Raw genomic sequence first — 25,348 nt, 5'->3', positions numbered from 1 at the left:
GGGTGGTTTCTGAGAAGTTCCTTAAAGATCGCTGTGTCAGGCACGCCCGCGTGCCTCGCGCCACTCGGGTGCGAGCACGGACCACACCTCCACGTCGTGCCGTACGCCCCCGTGGGGGTGTGATTCACGGAGGACCGCGTCCCTGGTCATGCCCATGCGGCGCGCAACATTCAGGCTCTTCTCATTGCCCGCGGCGGCATGCCATTCGACCCGGTGGATACCGCGCTGCTCGATCGCGAAATCGATGAGGATCCGGATCGCCCGGGTGATCAGCCCGCGCCCGGCGGCGGCGGGTTCCAGCCAGCAGCCGACCTCGCAGTTGCCCTGGTCGGCGTGGAAGTTCAGGAAGAGGACGCCGCCGACGAGCTTGCCGTCCAGCCAGATGCCGTGCAGGGACGCGCTGTCGGCGGCGCGCAGGTCGGCGTAGCGCTGGAGCATGGCCCGCGCGGACTCGACGTCGGTCTCCTTGGAGCCGAAGGAGATGTACTGGCCGATGAACTCCCGGCCGCGCTCCAGGTGGGCGAAGAACTCCTCTGCGTGCCACGGCTCCAGGGGACGCAGTTCGGCTCCGTCGTCACCCAGGGATATCGCGTACATCCTGCTCCCGCTCCTTCGCCAGTACGTCCGCCACCTCGGCGTCCGTCGCAGCGGCCAGCCTCTCATGGGCGGCGCGGCACTCGGGGGGCTCGATGCTGATGCGGGGCAGGACGCGGTCCAGGCGGCGGGGCAGCCACCAGTTGGCGCCGCCGAGCAGGTGCATGAGGGCGGGCACCAGGAGGGTGCGCAGGACGAACGCGTCCAGGGCGACGGCGGAGGCGAGCGCGATGCCGAACATGGCGATCACGCGGTCGCCGCTGAGCACGAAGGCGAGGAAGACCGAGATCATGATGACGGCGGCCGAGTTGATGACCCGGCTGGTCTCGGCGAGGCCGACGCGGACGGCCCGGCGGTTGTCGCCGGTTTCCAGCCATTCCTCGTACATCCGGCTGACCAGGAAGACCTGGTAGTCCATGGAGAGCCCGAAGAGGACCGACACCATGATCACGGGGAGGAAGGGTTCGATCGGTCCGGCCCGGCCGAGGCCGAGGAACTCGCTCCCCCAGCCCCACTGGAAGATCGCGACGACGACTCCGAAGGCTGCGGCCACGGCGGCGACGTTCATCGCGGCGGCCTTGAGCGGGATGCCGACGGACCGGAAGGCGAGCAGGAGCAGCACACAGCCGAGCGAGATGACGACCCCTACGAACAGCGGGAGTTTGCCGATGATCACGCCGGCGAAGTCGTCGTAGCCGGCCGTGACGCCACCGACGTGGATGTCCAGCGAGGTCTCCGTCTCGGCCCGGGGCAGCACCTCGGTGCGGAGCCGCTCGACGAGGTCGCTGGTCCGCTGGGACTGCGGTGCCGAGTCCGGTACGACGGTGAAGTACCCGGTGGCGCCGCCGGCGTCGTAGGTCACCGGGGTCACGGAGGCGATGCCCTCGGTGGTGCGGAGGGTGGCGTCGAGGTTGTCGAGGGCGAGCTTGTCCTCGGCTCCGTCGATCTTCGTGACGAGGGTGAGCGGACCGTCGACGCCGGGCCCGAAGCCGTCCGCGAGGAGGTCGTAGGCCTGGCGGGTGGTCGACGTCTTCGGGTCGTTGCCCTGGTCGGAGGTGCCCAGGTGGAGCGAGAGGGTCGGCAGGGCGAGGACGGTGATGACGGCCAGGGCGAGGGCGCCGAGGAGTTTGGGGTGGCGCTCGACGAACGCGGACCAGCGGGCGGCGAGACCGGTGGGCAGCTCCGGCTGGGGCCCGTGCTCGGCCAGCCGGCGCCGTTCGCGGCGGCTGAGGGCGCGGGGGCCGATGAAGGACAGCAGGGCCGGGAGAAGGGTCACGGAGGCCGCGACGGTGAGCAGCACGGTCAACGTGGCGGCGACGGCCACCCCGTTGAGGAAGCCGAGCCGCAGGATCAGCATCCCCAGGAGCGCGATGCACACCGTGGCGCCCGCGAAGACGACCGCGCGCCCGGTGGTGACCACCGCGTTGGTGACCGCCTCGGTGACGGACAGTCCGCGTTTCAGCCCGCGCCGGTGCCGGGTCACGATGAACAGGGCGTAGTCGATGCCGACGCCGAGCCCGACCAGCATGCCGAGCATGGGCGCGAAGTCGGCGACCGTCATCGCGTGCCCCAGGAGCACGATCGCCGCATACGCGGTGCCGACGCTCACCAGGGCGGTGCCGATGGGCAGCAGCGACGCGGCGAGCGAACCGAAGGCGAGGAACAGGACGAGGGCGGCGACGGCCACCCCGACGATCTCGGCGGTGTGTCCGCTCGACGACTCGGTGAGCCCGATGGCGCTGCCGCCCAGCTCGACCTGGAGCCCGTCGGTCTCGGCGGCCTTCGCGGCGCGGACGACCGCCCGCGCCTCGGACTTGTCGATGTCCTCGGCCTGGTGCGCGAAGGTGACGGTGGCGTAGGCGGTCCGCCCGTCGGCGCTGATCCGGCCGGTGCCCTGGCCGTCGTAGGGGCTGACCACGGAGGCGACTCCGGGCAGACCGGAGATCTTGTCCAGGGCGCCGGTCATGGTCTGTTCGACGTCGGCGGCGCGGACGGAACCGGGCGAGGTGCGCCAGACGACGGTGTCACTGTCGCCCCCGAGGCCCGGAAACGCCTCTTTGAGCAGCTGAGTCGCGCGGCCCGACTCGGTGCCGGGGACCTCGTAGTCGTTCGAGTACGCCGAGCCGGTGACGGCGGCGGCAGCGGTGACCCCGCCGAACGCGAGGAGCCACAACAGGACGGCGGCGAGACGGTGCCGAACACACCAGCGGGCAAGGGCTGCCACGAACGTGCTCCCGGGGATGGCGAATTGTGGATCTTTGACCGGGAAACATCGTCCGAAGGATGAACAGCCCGCAAAGAACGCATGAGCGATACGTGCCCCACTCTCGCAGCCGAAAGTGATCGTTCACGACGTTCGAGGGCTTCATCACCGGAGTGGGAGCCAGATCACAGGACAGTAACGGAGACTCTGTCACCCCGGCGGACGCCTCAGTCGAACTGGTCCCCCAGCGCCATCACCATCGCGCCGACGACCAGCAGCCACAACGCCCGTCTGGTACGGCCACGGGAGCCGAGCACCGACGCGAGCGCGCACAGCGCGGCACCCACGGCATAGGCGGCCGGGACGAGCACCGGTGCGGAACCGGCGGCTCTCAGCGCCGCCGCGGCCACGCCGGCGAGGGTCAGCACGGCACCCGTCAGAACCGCCGTCCAGCGGGCCCGCCGCGCGTCCAGTGCCGGATCCCCGAAGTCGTCCAATTCGGATATCTCGGAATCTCCGCGTCCGTCCATGGCGGGCGAGCGTAGCGCTTCCGCCTGAGAAACCTGGTGCGCGGCCAACCGACGTCCTCCACAATCTCGTTGCTCTCCCACAGGAAGCTACGCAGAACCGGAGGGGCCCGTTCACCGATGTCCGACACCGAACCGACCGACCGCCTGACCCACCCCCGCTACCCGCGCAGCAACACTTACGACGTCCGCTGGACCATCGAGAACCAGATGGGCCCGCACGCCTTGTGGCTCCTGGAGTGGCTGGCCCCCGCCCTCGGCCCCGACACCCTGCGCCCCGGCGCGCGCGTGCTCGACCTGGGCTGCGGGCGCGCCATGACCTCCGTCTTCCTCGCCAAGGAGTACGACGTCCAGGTCACCGCCGCCGACCTGTGGGTGAAGCCCGACGAGAACGCCGTACGGATCGCGGAGGCGGGTGTCGCGGACCGGGTGCTGCCCCTGCACGTGGAGGCACACGATCTCCCCTTCGGAGACGGCACGTTCGACGCGATCGTGTCGATCGACGCGTACCAGTACTTCGGCACCGCCGACCTCTATCTGCCCACGCTGACAAGGCTGTTGAAGCCGGGCGGACGGATCGGCGTCGTCATGCCCGCGCTCCGGGAGGAACTGCCGGGCGACGAACCGCCGGAGCACCTGAAGCCCTTCTGGGACCCCGGCTTCTGGGCCTTCCACTCCCCCGACTGGTGGCGTCGCCACTGGACCCGCGGCGGGACCGTGGAGGTCGAGGCCGCCGACTGGCAGCCCGACGGCTGGAAGGACTGGCTGCTGTGGAGCGAGGTGTGCGCCGAGGAGAGTCCGTACGAGTGGATGGCGCGGATGGCTCGTGAGTCGGTGGAGCTGGTGACGGCCGACCAGGGACAACTGCTCGGCTTCGCCCGGGTCGTGGGCCGCCGGGTGTGACGGGAACGGCCCCGGAGATCAGGTCTCCGGGGCCGTGCACGACGTACTGGATCAGCCCTCGCTGACGCCCAGCTGCTCCAGGACGAGTTCCTTGACGCGGGCCGCGTCGGCCTGGCCGCGGGTGGCCTTCATGACCGCGCCGACCAGGGCACCGGCCGCGGCCACCTTGCCGCCGCGGATCTTGTCGGCGATGCCCGGGTTGCCGGCGATGGCCTCCTGGACGGCGGTGGTGAGGGCGCCGTCGTCGGAGACGACCTTCAGACCGCGCTTCTCGACGACCTCGTCCGGGGTGCCCTCGCCGGCGAGCACGCCCTCGATGACCTGACGGGCCAGCTTGTCGTTCAGCTCACCGGCGTTCACCAGCGCGGTGACCCGGGCGACCTGCTCGGGCGTGATGGGGAGTTCGTCGAGTGCCTTGCCGGACTCGTTGGCGCTGCGCGCCAGTTCCCCCATCCACCACTTGCGGGCGGAGGCCGCGTCGGCACCGGCGTCGATCGTGGCGACGATCGGGTCGATGGCACCGGCGTTGAGGATCGACTGCATGTCGAACGCGGTGATCCCCCACTCCTCGGTCAGCCGGTTGCGGCGGGCCAGCGGCTGCTCGGGCAGCCCGGCGCGGATCTCCTCGACCCACTCGCGCGAGGGGGCCACCGGCACCAGGTCCGGCTCCGGGAAGTACCGGTAGTCCTCCGCCTCCTCCTTCACGCGGCCCGAGGTCGTCGACCCGGTGTCCTCGTGGAAGTGGCGGGTCTCCTGGATGATCGTGCCGCCGGAGTTCAGCACCGCGGCGTGGCGCTGGATCTCGTACCGGGCGGCACGCTCCACGGAGCGCAGGGAGTTGACGTTCTTGGTCTCACTCCGCGTGCCGAACTTCTCGCGGCCGTGCGGGCGCAGCGACAGGTTCACGTCGCAGCGCATCTGCCCCTGCTCCATGCGCGCCTCGGACACACCGAGGGCCCGGATCAGCTCGCGCAGCTCGGCGACGTACGCCTTGGCGACCTCGGGAGCGCGCTCGCCCGCGCCCTCGATCGGCTTGGTGACGATCTCGATGAGCGGGATGCCGGCGCGGTTGTAGTCGAGCAGCGAGTGCGAGGCGCCGTGGATACGGCCCGTCGCGCCGCCGACGTGCAGCGACTTGCCGGTGTCCTCCTCCATGTGGGCGCGCTCGATCTGCACCCGGAAGGTCTCGCCGTCCTCCAGCTGGACGTCGAGGTAGCCGTTGAAGGCGATCGGCTCGTCGTACTGGGAGGTCTGGAAGTTCTTCGGCATGTCCGGATAGAAGTAGTTCTTCCGGGCGAAGCGGCACCACTCGGCGATCTCGCAGTTCAGCGCGAGGCCGATCTTGATGGCGGACTCGACGCCGATCGCGTTGACGACCGGGAGCGCGCCCGGCATGCCGAGGCAGGTCGGGCAGGTCTGCGAGTTGGGCTCGGCGCCCAGTTCGGTCGAACAGCCGCAGAACATCTTGGTCTTGGTGCCGAGTTCGACATGGACCTCAAGGCCCATGACGGGGTCGTACGACGCGAGAGCGTCCTCGTACGACTCCAGGTCGGTCGTGGTGGTCACGGTGAACTTTCCCTCTCAGCCCAGCAGGACGTCGTCGTCGCCCAGCCGCTTCAGCTCGCGGTACAGGATGGCGAGGCCGGTGACGATCGCGACGGCGGAGACCGTGGCGTCGATCAGACGGAGCGTGTCGTGCTCGGTGCGCGCCTTCTTGATCTGCTTGGCGACACCCAGCGCGCCGAACGCGGTGGTGGCGATGGACACATAGGTGCCGGACTTGGACTTCTTGAAGCCCTTGGCCTTCGACAGTGCGTTGCTCACAGTGACGGTGCCTCCTCAAGCAGCGGGTGGCCCCACTTTTCCACGAAGGCGGCCTCGACGGCGGCGCCGACCTTGTAAAGGCGGTCGTCCTTCAGCGCCGGGGCGATGATCTGCAGCCCGACCGGGAGACCGTCCTCCGGTGCGAGACCGCAGGGCAGCGACATGGCCGAGTTGCCCGCCAGGTTGGTCGGGATGGTGCACAGGTCCGCGAGGTACATCGCCATCGGGTCGTCGGCACGCTCGCCGATCGGGAACGCGGTGGTCGGCGTCGTCGGCGACACGATCACGTCGACGCTCTCGAACGACTTCTCGAAGTCGCGGGTGATGAGCGTACGGACCTTCTGGGCGCTGCCGTAGTACGCGTCGTAGTAGCCGGAGCTGAGCGCGTACGTGCCGAGCATGATGCGGCGCTTCACCTCGGGGCCGAAGCCCGCCTCACGGGTGAGGGAGGTGACCTCCTCGGCCGAGTGGGTGCCGTCGTCGCCGACCCGGAGGCCGTAGCGCAGGCCGTCGAAACGGGCGAGGTTCGACGAACACTCGGAGGGCGCGATCAGGTAGTACGCCGACAGGGCGAGGTCGAAGGACGGACAGTCCAACTCGACGATCTCCGCACCGAGTTCCTTCAGTACGGCGACGGCCTCGTCGAAGCGCTGGATGACACCGGCCTGGTAGCCCTCGCCGCGGAACTGCTTCACGACGCCGACGCGCATGCCCTGCACACTGCCGTTCCGCGCGGCCTCGACGACCGGCGGGACCGGGGCGTCGATCGACGTGGAGTCGAGCGGGTCGTGCCCGGCGATGACCTCGTGCAGCAGCGCCGCGTCCAGGACCGTACGGGCGCAGGGCCCGCCCTGGTCGAGGGAGGACGAGAACGCCACCATGCCGTAGCGGGAGACCGCGCCGTACGTCGGCTTGACGCCGACCGTGCCGGTGACGGCGGCCGGCTGACGGATCGAGCCGCCCGTGTCGGTGCCGATCGCGAGCGGCGCCTGGAAGGAGGCGAGGGCGGCGGAGGAACCGCCACCGGAGCCGCCGGGGATCTTGGTGAGGTCCCAGGGGTTGCCGGTAGGCCCGTACGCGCTGTTCTCGGTGCTGGACCCCATGGCGAACTCGTCCATGTTGGTCTTGCCGAGGATGACGACGTCGGCGGCCTTGAGCCGCTTGGTGACGGTCGCGTCGTACGGCGGGATCCAGCCTTCGAGGATCTTCGAGCCGACGGTCGTCGGGATGCCCTCGGTGGTGAAGATGTCCTTGAGCGCGAGCGGGACGCCGGCGAGGGGACCCAGTTCCTCGCCCCTGGCCCGCTTCTCGTCGACGGCGCGGGCCTGCGCGAGTGCGCCCTCGCGGTCGACGTGCAGGAAGGCGTGCACCTTCGCGTCGACCTCCTCGATCCGGGCGAGGTGGGCCTCGGTGACCTCGACCGCCGTGAGCACGCCGGACGCGATGTTCGCGGCGGTCTCGGCGGCGGTGAGCCGGATGATGCTGCTGTGGTCCGTCATGGTGATTAGTCCTCCCCCAGGATCTGCGGCACCTTGAAACGCTGCTGCTCCTGGGCCGGGGCGCCGGAGAGCGCCTGCTCGGGGGTGAGCGAGGGACGGACCTCGTCCGCGCGCATGACGTTCGTCAGCGGCAGCGGGTGAGAGGTCGGCGGTACGTCTTGGTCGGCGACCTCGCTGACGCGGGCGACCGCGCCGATGATGTCGTCCAGCTGTCCCGCGAAGTGTTCGAGCTCTTCGGGCTTCAGCTCCAGACGCGCCAGCCGGGCGAGGTGGGCGACCTCCTCGCGCGTGATGCCAGGCATGCAGCGTTCCTCTGGGGTGAGTGTGTGTGGTTTGGGGCCAATCCTATGGGGCGGGGGGCCGTAGCCGTTAAACGGTTTCGGTGAGGCCTCACCGAGGACTGGTGATCGTCCACTTCACAGCAGGGTCGGGGCGACCCCTCAGGGGCGCGGGGCTGTGTCGATGTGCGGCTCCGCCGCCTGGGCGCGCCCAGGGCTGCCGGCCGTCCACTTCACAACGAGGGCTGCGTTGTCAGGGGCGCGGGGAACTGCGCGACCAGCCACAGCGGAGCCGCAGCCGCAAATCCACAGGAGCCCCTCCCCCATGGGCGCAACCAGTCAGCCAAGCCGCCCCGGATCATCCGCAGCCGCCGCAGGCAGCGCGGCCCGCGGCCGCTGCCACCCCCGGGACCCCCGCGCCAGCAACCACGCCGTCATGTCCTCCGGAGGCATCGCCGCGGCGACCAGCCACCCCTGTACGGCGTCGCAGCCCAGGTCCCGCAACCGCTCCCACGTCTCGTCGTCCTCGACGCCCTCCGCGACGACGAGAAGCCCGAGCGAGTGCGCCAGGTCCACCGTGCACCGCACGATCTCCGCGTCCTCCGTGTCCACCGCGAGCCGCGCCACGAACGACCGGTCGATCTTCAACTCGCTGACGGGGAGCCGCCGCAGATGCACGAGGGACGAGTAGCCGGTGCCGAAGTCGTCGAGGGACATCTTGACGCCGTGGCCGGTCAGGCCGTTGAGCGTGTCGGCGGCGCGCTGGGGGTCCTCCAGGAGGACGTGTTCGGTTATCTCCAGCTGGAGGGATCCCGCCGGGACGCCGTGCCGGGCGAGGCGCGCGGCGACCGAGCCCGCGAATCCGGGGGTGTGCACATCGCGCGGGGAGACGTTCACCGCGACCGGCACGAACAGGCCCTGGGCCCGCCATCTGGCGACCTGGGCGAGGGCCGTGTCGAGCACGTACTCGGTGAGATGGGGCATCAGCCCGGACGACTCGGCGATCGCTATGAACTCGTCCGGCGGCACCTTCCCGCGCTCCGGATGCACCCACCGCACCAGCGCCTCAAGTCCCGCGACCTGGCCGTCGAAGCGGACCTTGGGCTGGTAGTGGACCTGCACCTCGTGCGCGTCGAGGGCGCGGCGCAGATCGCCGAGGAGGCCGAGCCGGTCGGGGGTGTTGGAGTCCCGCTTGGACTCGTAGACCTCCACGCCCGTACGGTCCCGCTTCGCCTGGTACATCGCGACGTCCGCCCGGCGCAGCAGTCCCTCGGCGTCGAGGGCGTGGTCGGGGAAGACGGCGACGCCCGCGCTGGCCTCCAGGACGAGGGTGAGCCCGTCGAGGTCGAGCGGGGAGCTGAGCGCGGCGACGAGGTTGCGGGCGACCCGGGTCGCGGACGTGGTGGAGTCGGCGACGGGCAGCAGTACGGCGAACTCGTCGCCGCCGAGCCGCGCGGCCTCCGCCCCGCGCGGCAGCGCCACCCGCAGCCGGTCGGCTATCTGCAACAGCAGCCGGTCACCGGCCAGATGACCGAGAGTGTCGTTGACCGACCGGAAGCGGTCGAGGTCGATCAGCATGAGCGCGGCCTTGGCGCCGATGCGTTCGGCGTCGTCCAGGGCGGTCCAGATGCGCTCCAGGAGCCACTGCCGGTTGGGCAGCCCGGTCAGTGGATCGCGCAGCTGCTCCTCGGCCCTGGCGCGGGCCATCCACAGGGTGGAGTCGAGGGCGATGAGCGGGATCGAGAAGAGGGGCAGCAGGACCGGCTGGGCGACCGCGACCACACAGATCAGCGGGGCGATGCCGAGCAGGGCGACCGCGACAAGGCCCTGCCTGATCAGGGCGGTGCGGGCGACGGTGGGCAGTCCGCCGTGGCGCGGGGCGTGCAGGTACCAGAGCAGGGTGCGGGTCACGGCGAGATAGGCGAGGGCGACCAGGACGACTTCGGGGGCGGTGTAGACCGTCCAGGTGTCCGGGTTCCAGGGCTTCTCGACGGACGGCACCCGGCCGAAGGCACCGAGGACGAGCGCTCCGGCGGCTATGCCGAGGATGTCGACCGCGCCGTGCAGCACGCCCTGGCGCCAGCGGTTGCGCCTGGCTATGCCGACCAGGACGACGACGGTGAGGCTGACCATGCCGGCGGCGACCCAGCCGTAGAGCAGCAGGACGCCGAGGGTGAGGGCGGCGCCCGAGCCGGTGCCGCCCCACCAGCGGGCGCGGCCGAGGGCGACCAGGTGGCCGACGATGATGCCGGTGAGGACGGCCAGCGACCAGCCGACGGTGCCGAACGGGAAGAGCGCGTGGTCGCCGGTGAACGCCCGGAAGAAGCCTGCGCCCAGGACGAAGCCGGCCGCGGCCACCACCGCCGTGGGCAGCGCGGGCCAGTTCAGATGGCGTCCGGTCTCGCCGCCCGGCAGTGGGGAGGCGTGGGTGGCGGAGAGCGGTGCGTCGTGGCGCGCGTCCGGTGTGGAGTACTGTCCGGTGGCGCGCGGCTGGGTGCTGCCCGGACGCTCCACGGGGCGCGCTCCCCAACGGCTCTCCCGCCAGGCGCCGGTGAGCCGGCGCAGGAGTGAGTCCGGGGGGGCGCTCTCGGTCGGTTCCATTCCCGTCCCTCTCACAGCCGGCGGTGCCCACGCCACGCGGTCCGGTGCCCGACTTCCATCACCGGTACCGCGTTTGGAAAACCCTTCCCCTTGCTCACCAAGAGCAGGGGGTTGCCCCAACCGCAGCTGGGCACGGCAGGTGCACACCTCAACAGTAGGCCGCAGAAGGCTTCCACGGGCAGCGGTCGTAGACGGTTGCCCGAATGCGACCCGGCCACCCGTATGCATCTGGTATGCGCCGATCGGGTGGCCTTCAACCGCTGCTCCTCGCTACTCCTCGACCGGAAGCGCGACTTCGGCGGCCGCCTCGGGGCCCTGTTCCAGCAGAACGGTGAAGCCGTCCTCGTTCAGAACCGGCACCTTGACCTGCATCGCCTTGTCGTACTTGGAACCAGGATTGTCACCTACGACGACGAAAGACGTCTTCTTCGAAACAGAACCGGTCACTTTCGCTCCCCGGCTTTGCAACGCGTCCTTGGCCCCGTCCCGCGTGAAGTGTTCGAGTGTGCCGGTCACGACGACCGTCAGCCCTTCGAGCGGACGCGGGCCCTCGTCCTCGCCGGAACCCTCCTCCTCCATCCGGACCCCGGCGGCCCGCCACTTGCGGAGGATCTCCTGGTGCCAGTCCTCGGCGAACCACTCCTTGAGGGAGGCGGCGATGATCGGGCCGACGCCGTCGGTGTTCGCCAACTCCTCCTCGGTGGCCTGCTCGATACGCTCGATCGAGCGGAACTCGCGGGCCAGCGCCTCGGCTGCGACCGGGCCGACATGACGGATCGACAGGCCGGTGAGAATGCGGGCGAGCGGGCTGTCCTTGGCCGCCGCGATGGTCTCCAGCATCGCCAGCGCGTTCTTCTTCGGCTCGCCCTGCTGGTTGGCGAAGACCGTCGCGATCTTCTCCTCGCCGGTCTTCGGGTCGCGCTTGGGCAGCCCGCTGTCCTGGTCGAGGACGTACGCCTTGATGGGCAGCAGCTGCTCGATGGTGAGGCCGAACAGGTCGCCCTCGTCCTTCAGCGGCGGCTCCGCGGGCTCAAGCGGCTTGGTGAGGGCCGCCGCCGACACATAGCCGAAGTGGTCGATGTCCAGCGCCTTGCGGCCCGCGAGGTAGAAGAGCCGCTCCCTCAACTGGGCAGGGCAGGTGCGGGCGTTGGGGCAGCGGAGGTCGATGTCGCCCTCCTTCATCGGCCGCAGCGGCGTCCCGCACTCGGGGCACTCGGCGGGCATCACGAACTCCCGCTCGCTGCCGTCGCGCAGATCGGCGACCGGGCCGAGGATCTCCGGGATGACGTCACCGGCCTTGCGCAGCACCACCGTGTCGCCGATGAGGACGCCCTTGGCCTTGACGACCTCCTGGTTGTGCAGCGTCGCGAACTCGACCTCCGAGCCCGCCACCGTCACCGGCTCGACCTGGGCGTACGGCGTGACCCGGCCCGTACGGCCCACGCCCACACGGATGTTGACGAGTTTGGTGTTGACCTCCTCGGGCGCGTACTTCCACGCGATCGCCCAGCGCGGGGCGCGGGAGGTGGAGCCGAGGCGTCCCTGGAGCGGGATCTCGTCGAGCTTGACGACCACGCCGTCGATCTCGTGCGCGACGGAGTGGCGGTTCTCGCCGTAGTACCGGATGAACTCCCGTACGCCGTCGAGGTCGTCGACCACCCTGTTGTGCGGGGAGGTGGGCAGGCCCCAGGTCTTGAGGAGGTCGTAGGCCTCGGAGAGGCGGGTGAGGGGGTCGAAGCCCTCCAGGGCGCCGATGCCGTGCACGACCATGTGCAGGGGGCGGCCGGCGGTGACGCGCGGGTCCTTCTGGCGGAGTGAACCGGCCGCCGCGTTACGGGGGTTGGCGAAGGGCTTGTCGCCGGCCTCGACCAGGCGGGCGTTGAGCTCCTCGAACTTCTCCATCGGGAAGTAGACCTCGCCGCGGATCTCCACGAGGTCGGGCACACGGTCGCCGGTCAGCCGGTCCGGGATCTCGGCGATCGTCCGGACGTTGGGCGTGATGTCCTCGCCCGTACGGCCGTCGCCGCGGGTCGCCGCGCGCGTGAGGCGGCCGTGCTCGTACGTCAGGTTGACGGCGAGGCCGTCGACCTTCAGCTCGCACAGGAAGTGGTGGTCGGAGGCACCGACGTCCTTGTGGACGCGCTCGGCCCAGGCCGCCAGTTCCAGGTCCTCGAAGGCGTTGTCCAGGGAGAGCATGCGGGAGCGGTGGACGACGGAGGTGAACTCCGTCTCGTACGCCCCCGCGACCTTCTGCGTCGGGGAGTCAGGCGTGCGAAGCTCGGGGTACTCCTCCTCCAACGCCTCCAGGGTGCGCAGGAGTTTGTCGAACTCGGCGTCGCTGACGACCGGGGCGTCGTTCACGTAGTAACGGAAGCGGTGCTCCTCGATCTGCTCAGCGAGCTGCGCGTGCTTCTCCCGTGCCTCTGCGGGCACCGCCGTCTCCGCTTCCTTGTCGCCGGCCACCGTGTCGTCCTTCCGTCACTCAGGGTTGTCCGCGAGGGATCTCGCCGCCCGGACGCAGTGGGCGAGAGCCTTGCGCGCGTACTCGGGGGAAGCCCCCGCGAGTCCGCACGCCGGGGTGATGGTGACCGCCTCCGCGAGCAGTCCCGGTCGCAGCCCCAGCCTGCGCCACAGCGTTCTGACACCCATGACGCTACCGGCAGGGTCTGACAATGCGCTGTCCGTGCCCGGCACGACACCGGCGAAGAGCCGGGTGCCGGCCTCGACCGCCTCGCCGATCACGTCGTCGTCACGCTCGGTGAGGAGCGAGAAGTCGAAGGAGACCCCGGCCGCGCCCGCCCGGCGCAGCAGCGCGAACGGCACGTCCGGTGCGCAGGAGTGCACGACGGCCGGGCCGTTCGTGTGCACCCCGACGACCTCGCGGAGCGTGGCCTCGACGAGTTGGCGGTCGACGGCGCGGTAGGTGCGGTAGCCGCTGGCGGACCTGACCTGTCCGCGCAGCACACCGATGAGGGACGGCTCGTCGAACTGAAGCACGATCTGCGCGCCCGGGACGCGGCGTTGGACCTCGGCGACGTGGTTGCGCAGCCCCTCGGCGAGCGAGCCGGCGAGGTCGCGGCAGGCTCCGAGGTCGGAGAGGACGGCCTCGCCGTTCCTCAACTCCAGGTTGGCGGCGAGCGTCCAGGGCCCCACGGCCTGCACCTTGAGCGGCCCCTCGTACCCCTGCGTGAACTCCTCGAACGCGTCGAGGTCCTCCCCCAGCCACGCCCACGCCCGCTTGGTGTCCCGCCCCGGCCGGTCCCCGATCCGCCAACCACTGGGCTCCACGCGCGCGTACACCTCGACGAGCAGCCCGATGGTCCGCCCGATCATGTCCGCACCGGGCCCCCGCGCGGGCAGCTCGGGCAGAAACGGAAAGTCCTCGAAGGCCCCGGTCGCGGTCTTCGCGGCCTCCCGGGCGTCGCTGCCGGGCAGGGATCCGATACCGGTGGCGGGGCCGAAGCTGAACTGGCTGTTGTTGCTCACCCCGGAAGGGTAAGCCGCAGGCGGCGAGGCGGATTCCGGGGTGCCGCAGGTATCCGACGAGCGGTTCAGGGCATCCGGACCCTGTGCCGCTCCAGGAACACGGCCAGCCCCTCCGGATCCGCGACCTCCAGGTTGTTCTCGAACCGGCCGCGCTCCCAGGCGACGTCCGTCAGGCCGTGCACGCTGCCGCTCCCGATGAACTCGCCCTCGGTGTCGAGCAGACCGAGGGTCACGCTGCCGAAGCAGCGGCAGATGTCGTCCGTGAACGTGCCGGTCGTGGTGAGAGCGCGCAGCTCCGCGAGTCCCTCGGCGTCGAACACCTCACCGATCAGGCCGCGTTCGGCGAGCGGCCCGCCGTTGTCGCCGCCTTCGAGGACCACCGCGGCCTCCGTGCGCCCCCACACGTCGTCGAGCCAGCCACGGACCTCCGCACCGCTCGCCCCGCGCGATCGCTCCGGCCCGGTCGCCTTCCTGGTCACCTTCCCGGCCGCACCGTCAGGTCGTTGGCCTCCGCGTCCGCCGGCAGGTCGATCGCCATGAGGATCGTCGTGGCGACGGACTCGGGGTCGATCCACTGGGCGGGGTCGTAGTCCTTGCCCTCCTGCTGGTGGACCTTGGCCTGCATGGGGCTGGCGGTGCGGCCGGGGTAGACCGAGGTGACGCGGACGCCGTTGGGGTGTTCCTCGTGGCGGAGGGAGTCCGCCAGGGCCTTCAGGCCGTGCTTGGAGGCGGCGTACGCGGACCAGTCGGCGCTCGCCCGCAGTCCCGCGCCGGAGTTGACGAAGAGCACGTGGCCGCGGGCCGCGCGGAGTTGGGGCAGGAAGTGGCGGGTCAGCTCGGCGGGCGCGACCAGGTTGACGTTGAGCTGGTGGTGCCAGGTCTTCGGGGTCAGGTCGACCACCGGGCCCAGGTCGACCACTCCGGCGATGTGCAGGAGCGTGTCCACCCGGTCGGGCAGGCTCTGGTGGGAGAACGCCCAGCTGAGCCGGTCCGGGTCCGCGAGGTCGCCCACCAGGGTGCTTGCCCCGGGGTACTCCGCCGCCAGTTCCTTCGCGCGGCCCGCGTCGCGCGCGTGGAGCACGAGGTCGTCCCCGCGCGCGTGCAGACGGCGGGCGACGGCCGCGCCGATGCCGGAACCGGCCCCGGTGATCACATGTGTAGCCATGCCCGCCATGCTCGCATCACTCGATGCCCTGGCTCTCCTCCAGGTAGGCCAGCGCCCCGACCGGCTCCTCCGCGAAGAACACCAGGTCGGTGAGCGGGACGGGCAGGAACCCCTCGTCCTCCATGCGCCGGAACTGGGTCTTCAGGCCGTCGTAGAAGCCCGCCGTGTTCAGCAGCACCACCGGCTTGTCGGTGTGGCCGTGCTTCTTCAGCTCCAGGATCTCCGTGGCCTCGTCCAGCGTCCCGGTGCCGCCCACCATGATCACCACGGCGTCGGCCTTCTCCAGGAGCAGTCTCTTGCGTTCGGCGAGGTCGGCCGCGATCACCATCTCGTCGGCGCCCGCCCGCGCCTTCGCCGCCAGGAAGTCCACCGAGACGCCCACCAGCCGTCCGCCGGCGGCCTGTACGCCGTCCGCGACCACCTTCATCAGCCCGACGTCGGAGCCGCCCCACACGAGCGTGTGCCCGCCCTTGCCGAGCAGTTCGGCGAACTCCCGCGCGGGGCACGTGTAGCGCTCGTCCAGGTCGGCGGCGGAGAGAAAGACACAGATCTTCATGTCCGTCACCGTACGCGGGAAGAACCAGGGGCCCGCGAGTGCTCTTCCGGTATGGCTGACGGACACACGATCACGATCGAGCAGGGCGACCGGCGGGTACGCGTCGTCCACGGCGACCAGGTGCTGGCGGAGAGCGACCGCCCCCTCGTCCTGAAGGAGACCGGCTGTCCCGTGCGCTACTACCTCCCCCCGGAGGACGTACGCCTCGACCTCCTGACCCCCTCCGAGACCCACACCCACTGCCCCTTCAAGGGCGACGCCTCCTACTGGTCGCTTCCGGACGCGACCGACCTGGTGTGGGCGTACCCCGACCCCAAGCCCGACGTGGCGCCGATCAAGGACCACCTCTGCTTCTACGAAGTAGAAGTGTTGTGACCGATTAGTCGCACCCTCTCCGGCAGTCTTCACCGGTATGGACAAGAAGACTGTTTCGCGCGACGGCACCGCCATCGCGTACGAACGCATCGGAGCGGGCCCGCCCGTCGTCCTGGTCGGTGGCGCGATGACGACGGGCGACGGCCTGCTGCCGCTCGCCGCGCAGCTCGCGCACCGGTTCGGGGCGGTCCCGTACGACCGCCGCGGCCGGGGCTCCAGCGGCGACACGGCGCCCTTCGCGGTGGCCCGGGAGGTCGAGGACCTCGCGGCGCTGATCGACGCCGTGGGCGGCAGCGCGGCCCTCTACGGCCACTCGTCGGGCGGTGCACTCGTCCTGCACGCGGTGGCGAGCGGCCTGCCCGTCACCCGAGTCGCGCTCTACGAGCCGCCGTTCGCCCTCGACGCGGCGGGTGCCAAGGAGCGCGCCGAGTACACGGGGCGGCTGACGAAACTGCTCGCCGAGGGCCGCGACGGCGACGCCGTCGAGCTGTTCATGGCGCTCACCGGCGCACCCCCGGAAATGATCGAGGGCGCCCGCCGCTCCCCCATGTGGCCCGGCATGGAGGCCGTCGCCCCGACGCTCGCCTACGACGACGCGGCCATGGGCGACGGTCTGGTGCCGACCGAGCGGCTGGCGTCCCTGTCCGTCCCGGTGCTGACGATCGCGGGCGGCGCGAGCGCCGAGTGGATGCGTCAGGCCGCGCGGGCGGTGGCGGACGCGGCGCCGGAGGGGACGTATCGCACCCTGGACGGCCAGACCCACATGGTGGACCCGGCCGCCCTGGCGCCGCTGCTCACGGAGTTCTTCTCGCGCTGACCCACGGGACGACTCCCCGAAGGGTCACGCCATCGCCGTCGCCGCGCGCGTGGTCGTCGCGATCGTCGCCGACCCCACCACGCGCGTGTCGTCGTACAGCACGATCGCCTGCCCGGGAGCCACGCCCCGTACCGGCTCCGTGAACGTCACCTCCAGGGTGCCGTCGACGAGTTCGGCGGTGACCTCGGTCTCGCCGCCGTGGGCGCGGAGCTGGGCGGTGTAGGTGCCGGGGCCGGTGGGGGCCGTGCCGCACCAGCGCGGCTTGACGGCGGTGAGGCCGCTGACGTCCAGGGAGGCGGCCGGGCCGACCGTCACCGTGTTGTCGACCGGGGAGATGTCGAGGACGTAGCGCGGCTTGCCGTCGGCGGCCGGGGTGCCGATGCGCAGGCCCTTGCGCTGGCCGATGGTGAAGCCGTACGCGCCCTCGTGGGAGCCGACGACCGTGCCGGACTCGTCGACGATGTCGCCCTCGGCCTTGCCCAGGCGGTTCGCGAGGAAGCCCTGGGTGTCGCCGTCGGCGATGAAGCAGATGTCGTGCGAGTCGGGCTTCTTGGCGACGGCGAGACCGCGGCGCTCGGCCTCCGCGCGGATCTCGTCCTTCGTGGTCACCGTGTCGCCGAGCGGGAAGAGGGCGTGTGCCAACTGCCGCTCGTCCAGGACGCCGAGGACGTAGGACTGGTCCTTGGCCATGTCGGAGGCGCGGTGCAGTTCGCGGGTGCCGTCCTCGTTCACGATCACCTGGGCGTAGTGGCCGGTGCAGACCGCGTCGAAGCCGAGCGCGAGGGCCTTGTCGAGGAGTGCGGCGAACTTGATCTTCTCGTTGCAGCGCAGGCAGGGGTTCGGGGTGCGGCCGGCCTCGTACTCGGCGACGAAGTCCTCGACGACGTCCTCGCGGAAGCGATCGGCGAGGTCCCAGACGTAGAACGGGATGCCGATGACGTCGGCGGCGCGGCGGGCGTCCCGTGAGTCCTCGATGGTGCAACAGCCACGCGCGCCCGTGCGGAACGATTGCGGGTTCGCGGAGAGCGCGAGGTGGACGCCGGTCACGTCGTGGCCGGCTTCGGCGGCACGTGCGGCGGCGACGGCGGAGTCCACGCCGCCGGACATGGCGGCGAGTACGCGAAGGGGGCGGGGGCACTGCGAGGTCTCAGTCATAACCCTTCCAGGGTACGGGTCGCCGGGAACCGGGACCCGCGAGTATCCGTTGAAGATCGCATGGGGGAGACACAGGGCGGGCACACGGGGACCGCGCGAGGGGTCACGGGCCGGCGGGCGCTGCTGATCGGCGGTGCCGTGGCCGCCGTGGGGTCGGCGGCGCTGGCGCGGGACGAGCTGGCGCGGCTGTGGTGGCGGCTGCCCGGGGTGGAGAAGCCGCGGGTGGCGGGCGCGGTGGACTTCCGGGGCGCGCAGTGGGTGTCGGCGTCCCCGGCGAACTACCGGCGGGCGGACCGGCCGGACGACTACGGGATAGACACGGTGGTCGTCCATGTCACCCAGGGCGGTTTCCGCAGCGCGGTGAAGGTCTTCCAGGACCCCGCGCACGGGGCGGCGGCGCACTACATCGTGCGCAAGGACGGGCACATCACGCAGATGATCCGCGAGCTGGACGTGGCCTTCCACGCGGGCAACCGGGAGTACAACGAACGCAGCGTCGGCATCGAGCACGAAGGCTTCGTGGAGGAGGCCTCGTCGTTCACCGACGCGATGTACGCGTCCTCCGCGCGGCTGACGGCCGGGATATGCCGGCGCTACGGAATCCCGATCGACCGGAAGCACGTCATCGGGCACGTGGAGGTGCCGGGGACCGATCACACGGACCCCGGGCGGTACTGGGACTGGGACCGGTACATGGCACTCGTAAGGCGGGCACACCGGACACAGGCGTGATCCGGGTCACACTCGTCTTGGCTATGAGTCGGTTCAGTCACGGCGGTGTCCGATGCGTCCCCCGCTCGTGATGTGACCTGGGCTACGCCAACTCGCTTTACGCGTCAGGTGAGTTGTGAGGAGATCGTGTGACCTCACGTTTCACAGACTGCCCTGCCCACTGCTAACTACCACCCAGTTTTTACACAGGCCTTAGGTCAAATCTCTGGCGCCATGACACACACCAGTGAGCCCGCGTCCGAAGCAAGCAGCGACAGCAAGGGCAACCACCGCAAGTCCACGGCCGAGAAGCGCGAGCACAGCAAGGGCGGTGCGGCCCGCGGCAAGGGGGTGCACCGGCGCAAGTTCCTCGGCGGGATGGCCGGGGCCGGCATCGCGGCGGTGGCCGCCGCCGGAGGTGCCTTCTCCCTGCTGAACGACGCGGCGAAGAACAAGGCGTCCGCGGCGGACACCACCCTCACCATCCCGGACCTGCTGGAGGGCACCACCTCCGACGGCACCACCACCTTCACGCTGGAGGCCAAGACCGGCACCCACGAGGTGATCTCGGGCGTCACCAGCAGCACGATGGGCTACAACCAGGACTTCCTGGGCCCGACCATGAAGTGGACCAACGGCGACGTGGTCCTCCTCAACATCACCAACGACATCGGCGAGGACACGACGGTCCACTTCCACGGCGCCCACGTGCCCGCGAAGATGGACGGCGGCCCGCAGGTCGCGTTCGCCGACGGCGAGACCTGGTCCCCCACGTTCACGGTCAAGGACCCGGCCACCACGCTCTGGTACCACCCGCACGCCCTGGGCACCACCGCCAAGCAGGCCGTGCACGGCCTGGCCGGGATGATCATCGTCGAGGACTCCACAGACGCGTCCACCGCGCTGCCCAGCGACTACGGAGTCGACGACGTCCCGCTGATCTTCCAGTCGCTCGCCGTGGACACCTCCGGCGACATCAAGTACGACGCGGCCGGTTACCGGCTGAGCACCACCACGTTCCCCCTCCTGGTCAACGGGACCAACGTGGACTCCACCACGCTCGGATTCACCGCCACCAAGACGCGGACCCGGTTCCGTGCCCTGAACGCCTCACCGTCCGACATCATCACCATCCAGCGCAGCGACGGCGGCACCCTCACCCAGATCACCACCGACCAGGGCTATCTGACCGAGGCCACGGACGTGACCACGATCCGCCTGGTGGCCGGCGCCCGCGCCGAGTTCGTCATGGACCTCACCGCTGACGCCACGCTCCAGGCCGTGATCACCACCGGCTGGATCCGCGGCGGCAGCGGCACGTACGACTTCCTCGCGATCACCGCCAGCGGCTCCGACACCCCGTCCGACCTGCCCAGCACCCTCAACACCATCGACCGCTACGACACGAGCGACTTCACCGCCCGGACGATCACCCTGGGCCAGAACGGCGCCACCATGCTGATCAACGGGTCGGCGGGCACGACCATGGCCGGGATGGCGATGATCAGTACGACGGTCGGCTCCAAGGAGATCTGGACGATCCAGAACTCCACCCAGCTGGAGCACTCGTTCCACCTGCACGACGTGCCGTATCAGCTGATCTCCATCAACGGCGAGGATCCCACCGGGGTCCAGCTCGGCTGGTACGACACCTACGAGGTGGTCGGCGGTGGTTCGATCAAGATCGCCATGGAGTTCACCGACTTCTCCGACTCCACCTACATGTACATGCTCCACTGCCATCTGCTGCAGCACGAGGACGAGGGCATGATGGCCGGCCTCATGGTCACGGACTCCTAGTTCCGCGGGGAGCACGGTTCCCCGGTGTCGCGCGCCGGCCTCCCCCCGTGGACGCCGGACACCTCGGACCGGGGAGAGTCGGCGGACTCTCCCCGGTTCTTCGCGTGCACGGGTCGGCTCAGGTCAGCCCGGCGGCGCGGGCCCGTTCCACCGCCGGGGCGATCGCCTTCGCCACGGCCTCGACGTCGGCCTCCGTGGAGGTGTGGCCCAGCGAGAAGCGCAGGGTGCCGCGGGCCAGGTCCGGGTCGGTGCCGGTGGCGAGCAGGACATGGCTGGGCTGGGCGACGCCCGCGGTGCAGGCCGAGCCGGTGGAGCACTCGATGCCCTGGGCGTCCAGCAGGAGCAGCAGGGAGTCGCCCTCGCAGCCGGGGAACGTGAAGTGGGCGTTGGCCGGCAGCCGGTTCAGCGGGTCCCCGCCGAGGATCGCGTCCGGGACCGCCGTACGGACGGCCGTGACGAGGTTGTCGCGGAGGGCGCCGATCTCGTGGGCGAACCACTCGCGCTGCTGCGCGGCGAGGCGCCCGGCGACCGCGAAGGAGGCGACCGCGGGGACGTCGAGGGTGCCGGAGCGGACGTGGCGTTCCTGGCCGCCGCCGTGCAGGACGGGTACGGGGGTGTACTCACGGCCCAGCAGCAGGGCGCCGATGCCGTACGGTCCGCCGATCTTGTGGCCGGAGACCGTCATCGCGGCGAGGCCCGAGGCGGCGAAGTCGACCGGGACCTGGCCGAAGGCCTGCACCGCGTCGGCGTGCAGCGGGACGCCGAACTCCTGGGCCACGTCGGCGAGTTCACGGACCGGCAGGACCGTACCGATCTCGTTGTTGGCCCACATCACGGTGGCCAGGGCGACGTCGTCGGGGTTGCGGGCGATCGCCTCGCGCAGCACCTCGGGGTGGACACGGCCGTAGGAGTCGACCGGGAGGTACTCGACGGTGGCGCCCTCGTGCTCGCCCAGCCAGTGGACGGCGTCCAGGACGGCGTGGTGCTCGACGGGGCTGGCCAGTACCCGGGTGCGGGCCGGGTCGGCGTCGCGGCGGGACCAGTACAGGCCCTTCACCGCGAGGTTGTCGGCCTCGGTGCCGCCGGAGGTGAACACCACCTCGCTGGGGCGGGCGCCGAGCGCTTCGGCGAGGGTCTCCCGGGACTCTTCGACCGTACGGCGGGCCTTGCGGCCGGAAGCGTGGAGGGAGGAGGCGTTGCCCGTGATGCTCAGGTGGGCCGTCATCGCCTCGACTGCCTCGGGAAGCATCGGGGTGGTCGCGGCGTGGTCGAGGTATGCCATGGTGCCGCCGATTCTACGGTCCCCGGCGGGCACCCCGAAGGGGCGGGCAGGGCTAGAAGCTCCAGGAGACCGTGCTGTCGAGCTGCATGAAGGCGACGAGGACCAGCAGATCGGCGATGCCGAGACCGAGGCCGAGGAGGGCCCGGCCGCGGCGGGTGGTGCCGCGCCAGAGGGCCGCGCCGGCCAGGGCGATGGCGATCGGGCCGAGGAAGACGTTGAGGACGAGCAGGCCGACGAGGCCGAGGATGAAGGACGCGACGGCCATGCCGTCCGCGTCACGGCGGCCGGTGGCCTTGAAGTCGGTGCTGCTGCTGGTTGCCGGTGCGGTGAGTTGCATGGTGGTTCGGCTCCCGAGGATCGGGTGGGCGGACGGTCGGGCGGTCAGTTGGCGGACGTACGGCCGCGGCGGCCGTGCCGCTCGCGGAGCGCGAAGATGCCCAGCCATACGGCGATGACGGTGGCGGCGACGGCGGTGAAGGCGAACGACGCGTGGGCCACGGTGCCCATCACGACGCCGAACAGCAGGAGCGCTGCGACGAGGACCAGCATGGGATGAATCCCCCTCCGAGACGGCTTGCGAAGACTCTCGTTACGTTTCGGTGAACGGTTGTAGTAACACTTGTTCACTGACTTTGAGTCTAGCGTCTCCGACGGCTTTTCAATTCCGGAGAACAGTTGTTAACTGGATGACATGAGTCACACCCTCGGCATCCGGCAGGTACAGAAGCAGAAGACCCGACAGGCGTTGCTGGACGCCGCGTTGGGGCTGCTGGAGGAGCAGAGCCTGAGCAGCCTGGGCCTGCGCGAGGTCACCCGGGCCGTGGGCGTCGCCCCGACCGCCTTCTACCGGCACTTCCGTTCCACGGCCGACCTCGGGGTGGCGCTCGTCGAGGAGGCGCTCGGCAGTCTGCATCCGATGATCCGGCAGACGGTGGCGACGGCGGAGGACAGCGACCAACGCATCGTGCGCGCCGTCCGATTGATCGCCGACCACGTGGACACCTACCCGGCCCACGTACGCTTCCTCGCGCGCGAACGCCATGGCGGGGTGCAGCCGGTGCGGGAGGCCATCCGGGACCAACTCGCCCGGTTCGCCGAGGAGGTGAAGGCCGAACTCGCCAAGGACCCGGAGTCGAGCGGCTGGAACGACTCCGACCTGCTGATGCTGGCCCACCTCTACGTCGACCAGATGCTCATCACGGCCTCGCTCTTCATGGAGGCGCGGGAGACCTCCGACGACGAGCACGAACGCGAGCGGGTGACCCAACTGGCCACCCGCCAGATGCGGTTGATCAGCGTGGGCCGCCGGCACTGGCTCGGCTGAGCGGTACCGGCCGCGGACATACGACAGGGGCGGCGCTCCCGGTGCACGGGTGCGCCGCCCCTGTCGTGCGGAGCGCGGTCAGCCCTGCTGCGGGGCCCCGCTCATCTGGCCACCGCCCGGGCCTCCGCCGCACCCGCCGCCGGGGCCGCCGCCCTGGCCGCCGCCACCGGGACCGCCGGAAGGCATGCCGGAGGCGTTGCCGGTGGGCATGCCCGTCGGCCGGCCCGAGGCCGCGGCGCCCGTGGGCGCACCGGAGGGGGCGCCGGACGGGGCACCGCTGGGCCGTGCCGTGGCGTTGCCGGTCGGTGCGGAACAGGACTGCGTGGAGCCGGAGTTGGCGCTGCCGGAGGACGACGAGGAGTCGCTCGACCCGCAGGCCGCGAGGGCCAGGGGCGAGAGCGCCAGCAGGACCACTGCGGGGAGGAGACGCGCACGCTTCATGAGAAACAGCTCCAAAAACGATGAGGATGCCTTGTGGCGGGAACTCAATCAACGCCCCTTAGGGCTTCCTTGTCGGCGCCCTGTCCCCACCCTGTGCGCCGAGTAAAGCGCAGCCCAAATGAACGCCCTGACCTGTGAGTTCACGAGGACGGCCCGCCTACTCACTGGTACAGCTCCGTGACAGAAGCAGCCGCCGCGGCCACTTCCGCGCGCGCCTCGGGCGGTGATACGACCTCCAACGCGTCGGCGAACTGGAGCAGTTGACGCGCCTCGCGGACGACGCCGTAGGTCAGCCGGACCGTCACCCACTCGTTCTCCCCCTCGTCGTCCGGGAGTTCGGCCAGCGAGGAGGCGTTGAGGCGCAGGAACATGTCGAGGCGGGAGCGGCGGACCCGGACGGTGACGTCGAGTCCGCCGGGGCGTTCCTCGACCTGGCGGCGCAACTCCTCCCAGGCGTCGGCGAGTTCGACGCCCGGGCGGCGCTGGACCGGGTCGGGCAGGAGGGTGGCCGAGTGGACCCGGTCGGCGCGGAAGAGGCGGGGTTTCGCGCGGCGGTCGGCGACCAGGTACCAGACGCCCGCCTTGGAGACCAGGCCGTAGGGATCGACGGTGTAGGTGCTCGGCTCCTTCGCGCCGCTGTGCCGGTAGCGCAGCCGCAGCCGCCGGTCGGCGAAGACCGCGTCCTGCAACACGTCCAGATCCACGGCGGGTTGGGGCCCGCCCTTCCAGCGGGTGGCGTCGACGAGGATGCGCCGGGAGGTCACCTCGGCGGCCGGGCGGTACGGCGCCGGCAGCGCGGCCATCACCTTGCGCAGCGCGGAACCGAGAGCGGCGTCGAGGCCGAGCGCCGCGTGGGCGCCCTGCGCGGCCAGGATGAACAGGGCGCGCGACTCGTCGGCGGTCAGTCCCGTGACGTCCGTACGGAACCCGGCGAGCAGCTCGATGCCGCCGTGCCGCCCGCGCTCGGCGTACACCGGCACCCCGGAGGCGGACAGCGCCTCGACGTCCCGGTAGATGGTCCGCACCGACACCTCCAGCCGGTCCGCGAGTTCGTGCGCGGGGACGCGGCCCCGGGTCTGCAGGAGCAGCAGGATGGAGAGGAGTCGGTCGGCCTTCACGCGCCCAGGATCCGCCGCCCGGAAAGCCGACGCAAATGTTGACGGAATCTGTCAGGTTATGGGTCCAGCATCGGCGCCATGAACACAGACACCACGGACCCCCGCCCCCTCTACACCCGCGCCACCGAGCAGGCCGCCGCGCTGATCGGAACGGTACGGCCGGAGCAGCTGGCCGGTCCCACCCCCTGCACGGAGTTCGACGTAAGGACCCTGCTGAGCCACCTCGTCGGCGGCACCCTGCGCATCGCGACGATCGGCGAGGGCGGCGACGGCATGGCCGTACACCCCTTCGTGGACGGAGTCGCCGACGAGGGCTGGCCGGCCGCGTACGACGAGGCCCGCGTCCGGGTCCTCAGGGCCTGGGCGGACGACGCCCGGCTGGACGCGCCGGTGCGGGTCCCGTGGGGCGAGGCACCGGGCCGTGCGGCCCTCTCCGGTTACCTCATGGAGAACGTCACCCACACCTGGGACCTCTCCGAGGCGCTGGGCCACCCCCTCGGACTCGACCCGGAACTCGCCGAGTTCGCCCTCACCATCGCCCGCCGCGTCCTGCCGGACGAGCAGCGGGACGCGGACACCCCCTTCGACACGGCACAGCCGACACCCGAAAAGGCGGACGCCTACGGCCGGTTGGCGGCCTGGCTGGGACGGAAGCCGGTCGGCTGAGTCGGGCGCGGGCAGGTCCGGAA

The 25,348-nt window shown here is 70.8% G+C and carries 26 protein-coding genes; 7 read left to right on the top strand and 19 right to left on the bottom strand.

Annotated elements, in window-relative coordinates; genetic code table 11:
- Positions 1 to 36: 36 nt before the first annotated feature.
- From ACWDEW_RS06935 to ACWDEW_RS06925, 3 genes are all read right to left on the bottom strand, one after another.
- A complete protein-coding gene (locus ACWDEW_RS06935) occupies positions 37 to 597 on the bottom strand; it encodes a GNAT family N-acetyltransferase (RefSeq protein ID WP_450510354.1) in 561 nt (186 codons plus the stop codon).
- On the bottom strand, positions 575 to 2,818 hold the full coding sequence (locus ACWDEW_RS06930) for an MMPL family transporter (RefSeq protein WP_450510353.1): 2,244 nt from the start codon (positions 2,816 to 2,818) through the stop codon (positions 575 to 577). Before ACWDEW_RS06930 ends, ACWDEW_RS06935 begins: the two co-directional genes overlap by 23 nt.
- Positions 2,819 to 3,024: 206 nt before the next feature.
- Positions 3,025 to 3,327, bottom strand: coding sequence for a hypothetical protein (locus ACWDEW_RS06925; RefSeq protein ID WP_450510351.1), 303 nt, complete (start codon positions 3,325 to 3,327; stop codon positions 3,025 to 3,027).
- A gap of 117 nt (positions 3,328 to 3,444) precedes the next feature.
- Here ACWDEW_RS06925 and ACWDEW_RS06920 point away from each other — a divergent pair, with 117 nt between their 5' ends.
- Positions 3,445 to 4,227: an SAM-dependent methyltransferase gene (locus ACWDEW_RS06920; protein ID WP_450510349.1), complete on the top strand. Its 783-nt coding sequence runs from the start codon at positions 3,445 to 3,447 to the stop codon at positions 4,225 to 4,227.
- A gap of 51 nt (positions 4,228 to 4,278) precedes the next feature.
- Here ACWDEW_RS06920 and gatB read toward each other — a convergent pair whose 3' ends face one another.
- From gatB to ACWDEW_RS06870, 10 genes are all read right to left on the bottom strand, one after another.
- Complete coding sequence (gatB, locus tag ACWDEW_RS06915; RefSeq protein ID WP_450510347.1) at positions 4,279 to 5,793, bottom strand: Asp-tRNA(Asn)/Glu-tRNA(Gln) amidotransferase subunit GatB; 1,515 nt, start codon at positions 5,791 to 5,793, stop codon at positions 4,279 to 4,281.
- Between the two features lie 15 nt (positions 5,794 to 5,808).
- A complete protein-coding gene (locus ACWDEW_RS06910) occupies positions 5,809 to 6,051 on the bottom strand; it encodes a hypothetical protein (RefSeq protein WP_019068646.1) in 243 nt (80 codons plus the stop codon).
- On the bottom strand, positions 6,048 to 7,550 hold the full coding sequence (gatA, locus tag ACWDEW_RS06905; RefSeq protein WP_317884213.1) for an Asp-tRNA(Asn)/Glu-tRNA(Gln) amidotransferase subunit GatA: 1,503 nt from the start codon (positions 7,548 to 7,550) through the stop codon (positions 6,048 to 6,050). The genes ACWDEW_RS06910 and gatA overlap by 4 nt, the downstream gene beginning before the upstream one ends.
- A gap of 5 nt (positions 7,551 to 7,555) precedes the next feature.
- The gene (gatC, locus tag ACWDEW_RS06900; RefSeq protein ID WP_007384860.1) at positions 7,556 to 7,852 is read right to left on the bottom strand and encodes an Asp-tRNA(Asn)/Glu-tRNA(Gln) amidotransferase subunit GatC; all 297 of its coding nucleotides are present in this window, start codon (positions 7,850 to 7,852) and stop codon (positions 7,556 to 7,558) included.
- A gap of 315 nt (positions 7,853 to 8,167) precedes the next feature.
- Entirely contained in the window at positions 8,168 to 10,429 is a 2,262-nt protein-coding gene (locus ACWDEW_RS06895) for a putative bifunctional diguanylate cyclase/phosphodiesterase (RefSeq protein WP_450510345.1), read from the bottom strand.
- Between the two features lie 270 nt (positions 10,430 to 10,699).
- Positions 10,700 to 12,892, bottom strand: a complete 2,193-nt coding sequence (gene ligA / locus ACWDEW_RS06890) for an NAD-dependent DNA ligase LigA (RefSeq protein ID WP_450510343.1) — start codon at positions 12,890 to 12,892, stop codon at positions 10,700 to 10,702.
- A gap of 15 nt (positions 12,893 to 12,907) precedes the next feature.
- Positions 12,908 to 13,915: a methionine synthase gene (locus tag ACWDEW_RS06885; protein WP_450510342.1), complete on the bottom strand. Its 1,008-nt coding sequence runs from the start codon at positions 13,913 to 13,915 to the stop codon at positions 12,908 to 12,910.
- A 65-nt stretch (positions 13,916 to 13,980) separates the two neighbouring features.
- The gene (locus ACWDEW_RS06880; RefSeq protein WP_450510340.1) at positions 13,981 to 14,394 is read right to left on the bottom strand and encodes a hypothetical protein; all 414 of its coding nucleotides are present in this window, start codon (positions 14,392 to 14,394) and stop codon (positions 13,981 to 13,983) included.
- The gene (locus tag ACWDEW_RS06875) at positions 14,391 to 15,080 is read right to left on the bottom strand and encodes an SDR family oxidoreductase (RefSeq protein WP_450510338.1); all 690 of its coding nucleotides are present in this window, start codon (positions 15,078 to 15,080) and stop codon (positions 14,391 to 14,393) included. The genes ACWDEW_RS06880 and ACWDEW_RS06875 overlap by 4 nt, the downstream gene beginning before the upstream one ends.
- Before the next feature lie 16 nt (positions 15,081 to 15,096).
- The gene (locus ACWDEW_RS06870) at positions 15,097 to 15,636 is read right to left on the bottom strand and encodes an LOG family protein (protein WP_450510336.1); all 540 of its coding nucleotides are present in this window, start codon (positions 15,634 to 15,636) and stop codon (positions 15,097 to 15,099) included.
- Between the two features lie 51 nt (positions 15,637 to 15,687).
- Here ACWDEW_RS06870 and ACWDEW_RS06865 point away from each other — a divergent pair, with 51 nt between their 5' ends.
- Positions 15,688 to 16,011 carry a DUF427 domain-containing protein gene (locus ACWDEW_RS06865; protein WP_450510334.1) on the top strand — a complete coding sequence of 108 codons (324 nt, stop codon included), beginning with the start codon at positions 15,688 to 15,690 and terminating at the stop codon, positions 16,009 to 16,011.
- A 37-nt stretch (positions 16,012 to 16,048) separates the two neighbouring features.
- Positions 16,049 to 16,828, top strand: coding sequence for an alpha/beta fold hydrolase (locus tag ACWDEW_RS06860; RefSeq protein WP_450510333.1), 780 nt, complete (start codon positions 16,049 to 16,051; stop codon positions 16,826 to 16,828).
- A gap of 24 nt (positions 16,829 to 16,852) precedes the next feature.
- Here the strand turns inward: ACWDEW_RS06860 and mnmA are convergent, their stop codons facing one another.
- Complete coding sequence (gene mnmA / locus ACWDEW_RS06855; protein WP_450510331.1) at positions 16,853 to 17,983, bottom strand: tRNA 2-thiouridine(34) synthase MnmA; 1,131 nt, start codon at positions 17,981 to 17,983, stop codon at positions 16,853 to 16,855.
- 60 nt (positions 17,984 to 18,043) lie between these two features.
- Between mnmA and ACWDEW_RS06850 the strand changes: the two genes are divergently transcribed.
- Together ACWDEW_RS06850 and ACWDEW_RS06845 are read left to right on the top strand one after the other, a co-directional pair.
- Positions 18,044 to 18,715, top strand: a complete 672-nt coding sequence (locus ACWDEW_RS06850; protein ID WP_450510329.1) for an N-acetylmuramoyl-L-alanine amidase — start codon at positions 18,044 to 18,046, stop codon at positions 18,713 to 18,715.
- 213 nt (positions 18,716 to 18,928) lie between these two features.
- The gene (locus tag ACWDEW_RS06845) at positions 18,929 to 20,494 is read left to right on the top strand and encodes a multicopper oxidase family protein (RefSeq protein WP_450510327.1); all 1,566 of its coding nucleotides are present in this window, start codon (positions 18,929 to 18,931) and stop codon (positions 20,492 to 20,494) included.
- A gap of 118 nt (positions 20,495 to 20,612) precedes the next feature.
- Here the strand turns inward: ACWDEW_RS06845 and ACWDEW_RS06840 are convergent, their stop codons facing one another.
- The 3 genes from ACWDEW_RS06840 to ACWDEW_RS06830 are packed head-to-tail and all read right to left on the bottom strand — an operon-like array spanning position 20,613 to position 22,325.
- Entirely contained in the window at positions 20,613 to 21,776 is a 1,164-nt protein-coding gene (locus tag ACWDEW_RS06840) for a cysteine desulfurase family protein (protein WP_450510326.1), read from the bottom strand.
- 52 nt (positions 21,777 to 21,828) lie between these two features.
- Complete coding sequence (locus ACWDEW_RS06835; protein WP_450510324.1) at positions 21,829 to 22,113, bottom strand: DUF4190 domain-containing protein; 285 nt, start codon at positions 22,111 to 22,113, stop codon at positions 21,829 to 21,831.
- A 44-nt stretch (positions 22,114 to 22,157) separates the two neighbouring features.
- The gene (locus ACWDEW_RS06830; protein ID WP_019068631.1) at positions 22,158 to 22,325 is read right to left on the bottom strand and encodes a hypothetical protein; all 168 of its coding nucleotides are present in this window, start codon (positions 22,323 to 22,325) and stop codon (positions 22,158 to 22,160) included.
- A gap of 142 nt (positions 22,326 to 22,467) precedes the next feature.
- Here ACWDEW_RS06830 and ACWDEW_RS06825 point away from each other — a divergent pair, with 142 nt between their 5' ends.
- On the top strand, positions 22,468 to 23,100 hold the full coding sequence (locus ACWDEW_RS06825; RefSeq protein WP_450510322.1) for a TetR family transcriptional regulator: 633 nt from the start codon (positions 22,468 to 22,470) through the stop codon (positions 23,098 to 23,100).
- A gap of 78 nt (positions 23,101 to 23,178) precedes the next feature.
- On the opposite strand, the gene ACWDEW_RS06820 is transcribed toward ACWDEW_RS06825, so the two are convergent.
- The gene (locus tag ACWDEW_RS06820) at positions 23,179 to 23,541 is read right to left on the bottom strand and encodes a hypothetical protein (RefSeq protein ID WP_450510320.1); all 363 of its coding nucleotides are present in this window, start codon (positions 23,539 to 23,541) and stop codon (positions 23,179 to 23,181) included.
- Between the two features lie 161 nt (positions 23,542 to 23,702).
- Positions 23,703 to 24,659 (bottom strand): helix-turn-helix transcriptional regulator, encoded by a 957-nt coding sequence (locus ACWDEW_RS06815; RefSeq protein ID WP_450510318.1) that lies wholly within the window; start codon positions 24,657 to 24,659, stop codon positions 23,703 to 23,705.
- Between the two features lie 78 nt (positions 24,660 to 24,737).
- On the opposite strand from ACWDEW_RS06815, the gene ACWDEW_RS06810 reads away from it, so the two are divergent.
- A complete protein-coding gene (locus tag ACWDEW_RS06810) occupies positions 24,738 to 25,325 on the top strand; it encodes a TIGR03086 family metal-binding protein (protein WP_450510316.1) in 588 nt (195 codons plus the stop codon).
- The last annotated feature ends 23 nt before the right edge of the window (positions 25,326 to 25,348 follow it).

The sequence above is a fragment of the Streptomyces sp. NPDC001100 genome (genome assembly GCF_053598575.1).
This window is presented reverse-complemented; position numbering and strand designations above follow the sequence as displayed.

Excerpts from the sequence above, each read along its gene's own strand:
- ACWDEW_RS06935 (WP_450510354.1), bottom strand. The coding sequence starts at position 597 with ATGTACGCGATATCCCTGGGTGACGACGGAGCCGAACTGCGTCCCCTG.
- ACWDEW_RS06925 (WP_450510351.1), bottom strand. The coding sequence starts at position 3,327 with ATGGACGGACGCGGAGATTCCGAGATATCCGAATTGGACGACTTCGGG.
- ACWDEW_RS06920 (WP_450510349.1), top strand. The coding sequence starts at position 3,445 with ATGTCCGACACCGAACCGACCGACCGCCTGACCCACCCCCGCTACCCG.
- gatA (WP_317884213.1), bottom strand. The coding sequence starts at position 7,550 with ATGACGGACCACAGCAGCATCATCCGGCTCACCGCCGCCGAGACCGCC.
- gatC (WP_007384860.1), bottom strand. The coding sequence starts at position 7,852 with ATGCCTGGCATCACGCGCGAGGAGGTCGCCCACCTCGCCCGGCTGGCG.
- ACWDEW_RS06895 (WP_450510345.1), bottom strand. The coding sequence starts at position 10,429 with ATGGAACCGACCGAGAGCGCCCCCCCGGACTCACTCCTGCGCCGGCTC.
- ACWDEW_RS06875 (WP_450510338.1), bottom strand. The coding sequence starts at position 15,080 with ATGGCTACACATGTGATCACCGGGGCCGGTTCCGGCATCGGCGCGGCC.
- ACWDEW_RS06870 (WP_450510336.1), bottom strand. The coding sequence starts at position 15,636 with ATGAAGATCTGTGTCTTTCTCTCCGCCGCCGACCTGGACGAGCGCTAC.
- ACWDEW_RS06865 (WP_450510334.1), top strand. The coding sequence starts at position 15,688 with ATGGCTGACGGACACACGATCACGATCGAGCAGGGCGACCGGCGGGTA.
- ACWDEW_RS06860 (WP_450510333.1), top strand. The coding sequence starts at position 16,049 with ATGGACAAGAAGACTGTTTCGCGCGACGGCACCGCCATCGCGTACGAA.
- mnmA (WP_450510331.1), bottom strand. The coding sequence starts at position 17,983 with ATGACTGAGACCTCGCAGTGCCCCCGCCCCCTTCGCGTACTCGCCGCC.
- ACWDEW_RS06850 (WP_450510329.1), top strand. The coding sequence starts at position 18,044 with ATGGGGGAGACACAGGGCGGGCACACGGGGACCGCGCGAGGGGTCACG.
- ACWDEW_RS06845 (WP_450510327.1), top strand. The coding sequence starts at position 18,929 with ATGACACACACCAGTGAGCCCGCGTCCGAAGCAAGCAGCGACAGCAAG.
- ACWDEW_RS06840 (WP_450510326.1), bottom strand. The coding sequence starts at position 21,776 with ATGGCATACCTCGACCACGCCGCGACCACCCCGATGCTTCCCGAGGCA.
- ACWDEW_RS06835 (WP_450510324.1), bottom strand. The coding sequence starts at position 22,113 with ATGCAACTCACCGCACCGGCAACCAGCAGCAGCACCGACTTCAAGGCC.
- ACWDEW_RS06830 (WP_019068631.1), bottom strand. The coding sequence starts at position 22,325 with ATGCTGGTCCTCGTCGCAGCGCTCCTGCTGTTCGGCGTCGTGATGGGC.
- ACWDEW_RS06825 (WP_450510322.1), top strand. The coding sequence starts at position 22,468 with ATGAGTCACACCCTCGGCATCCGGCAGGTACAGAAGCAGAAGACCCGA.
- ACWDEW_RS06820 (WP_450510320.1), bottom strand. The coding sequence starts at position 23,541 with ATGAAGCGTGCGCGTCTCCTCCCCGCAGTGGTCCTGCTGGCGCTCTCG.
- ACWDEW_RS06810 (WP_450510316.1), top strand. The coding sequence starts at position 24,738 with ATGAACACAGACACCACGGACCCCCGCCCCCTCTACACCCGCGCCACC.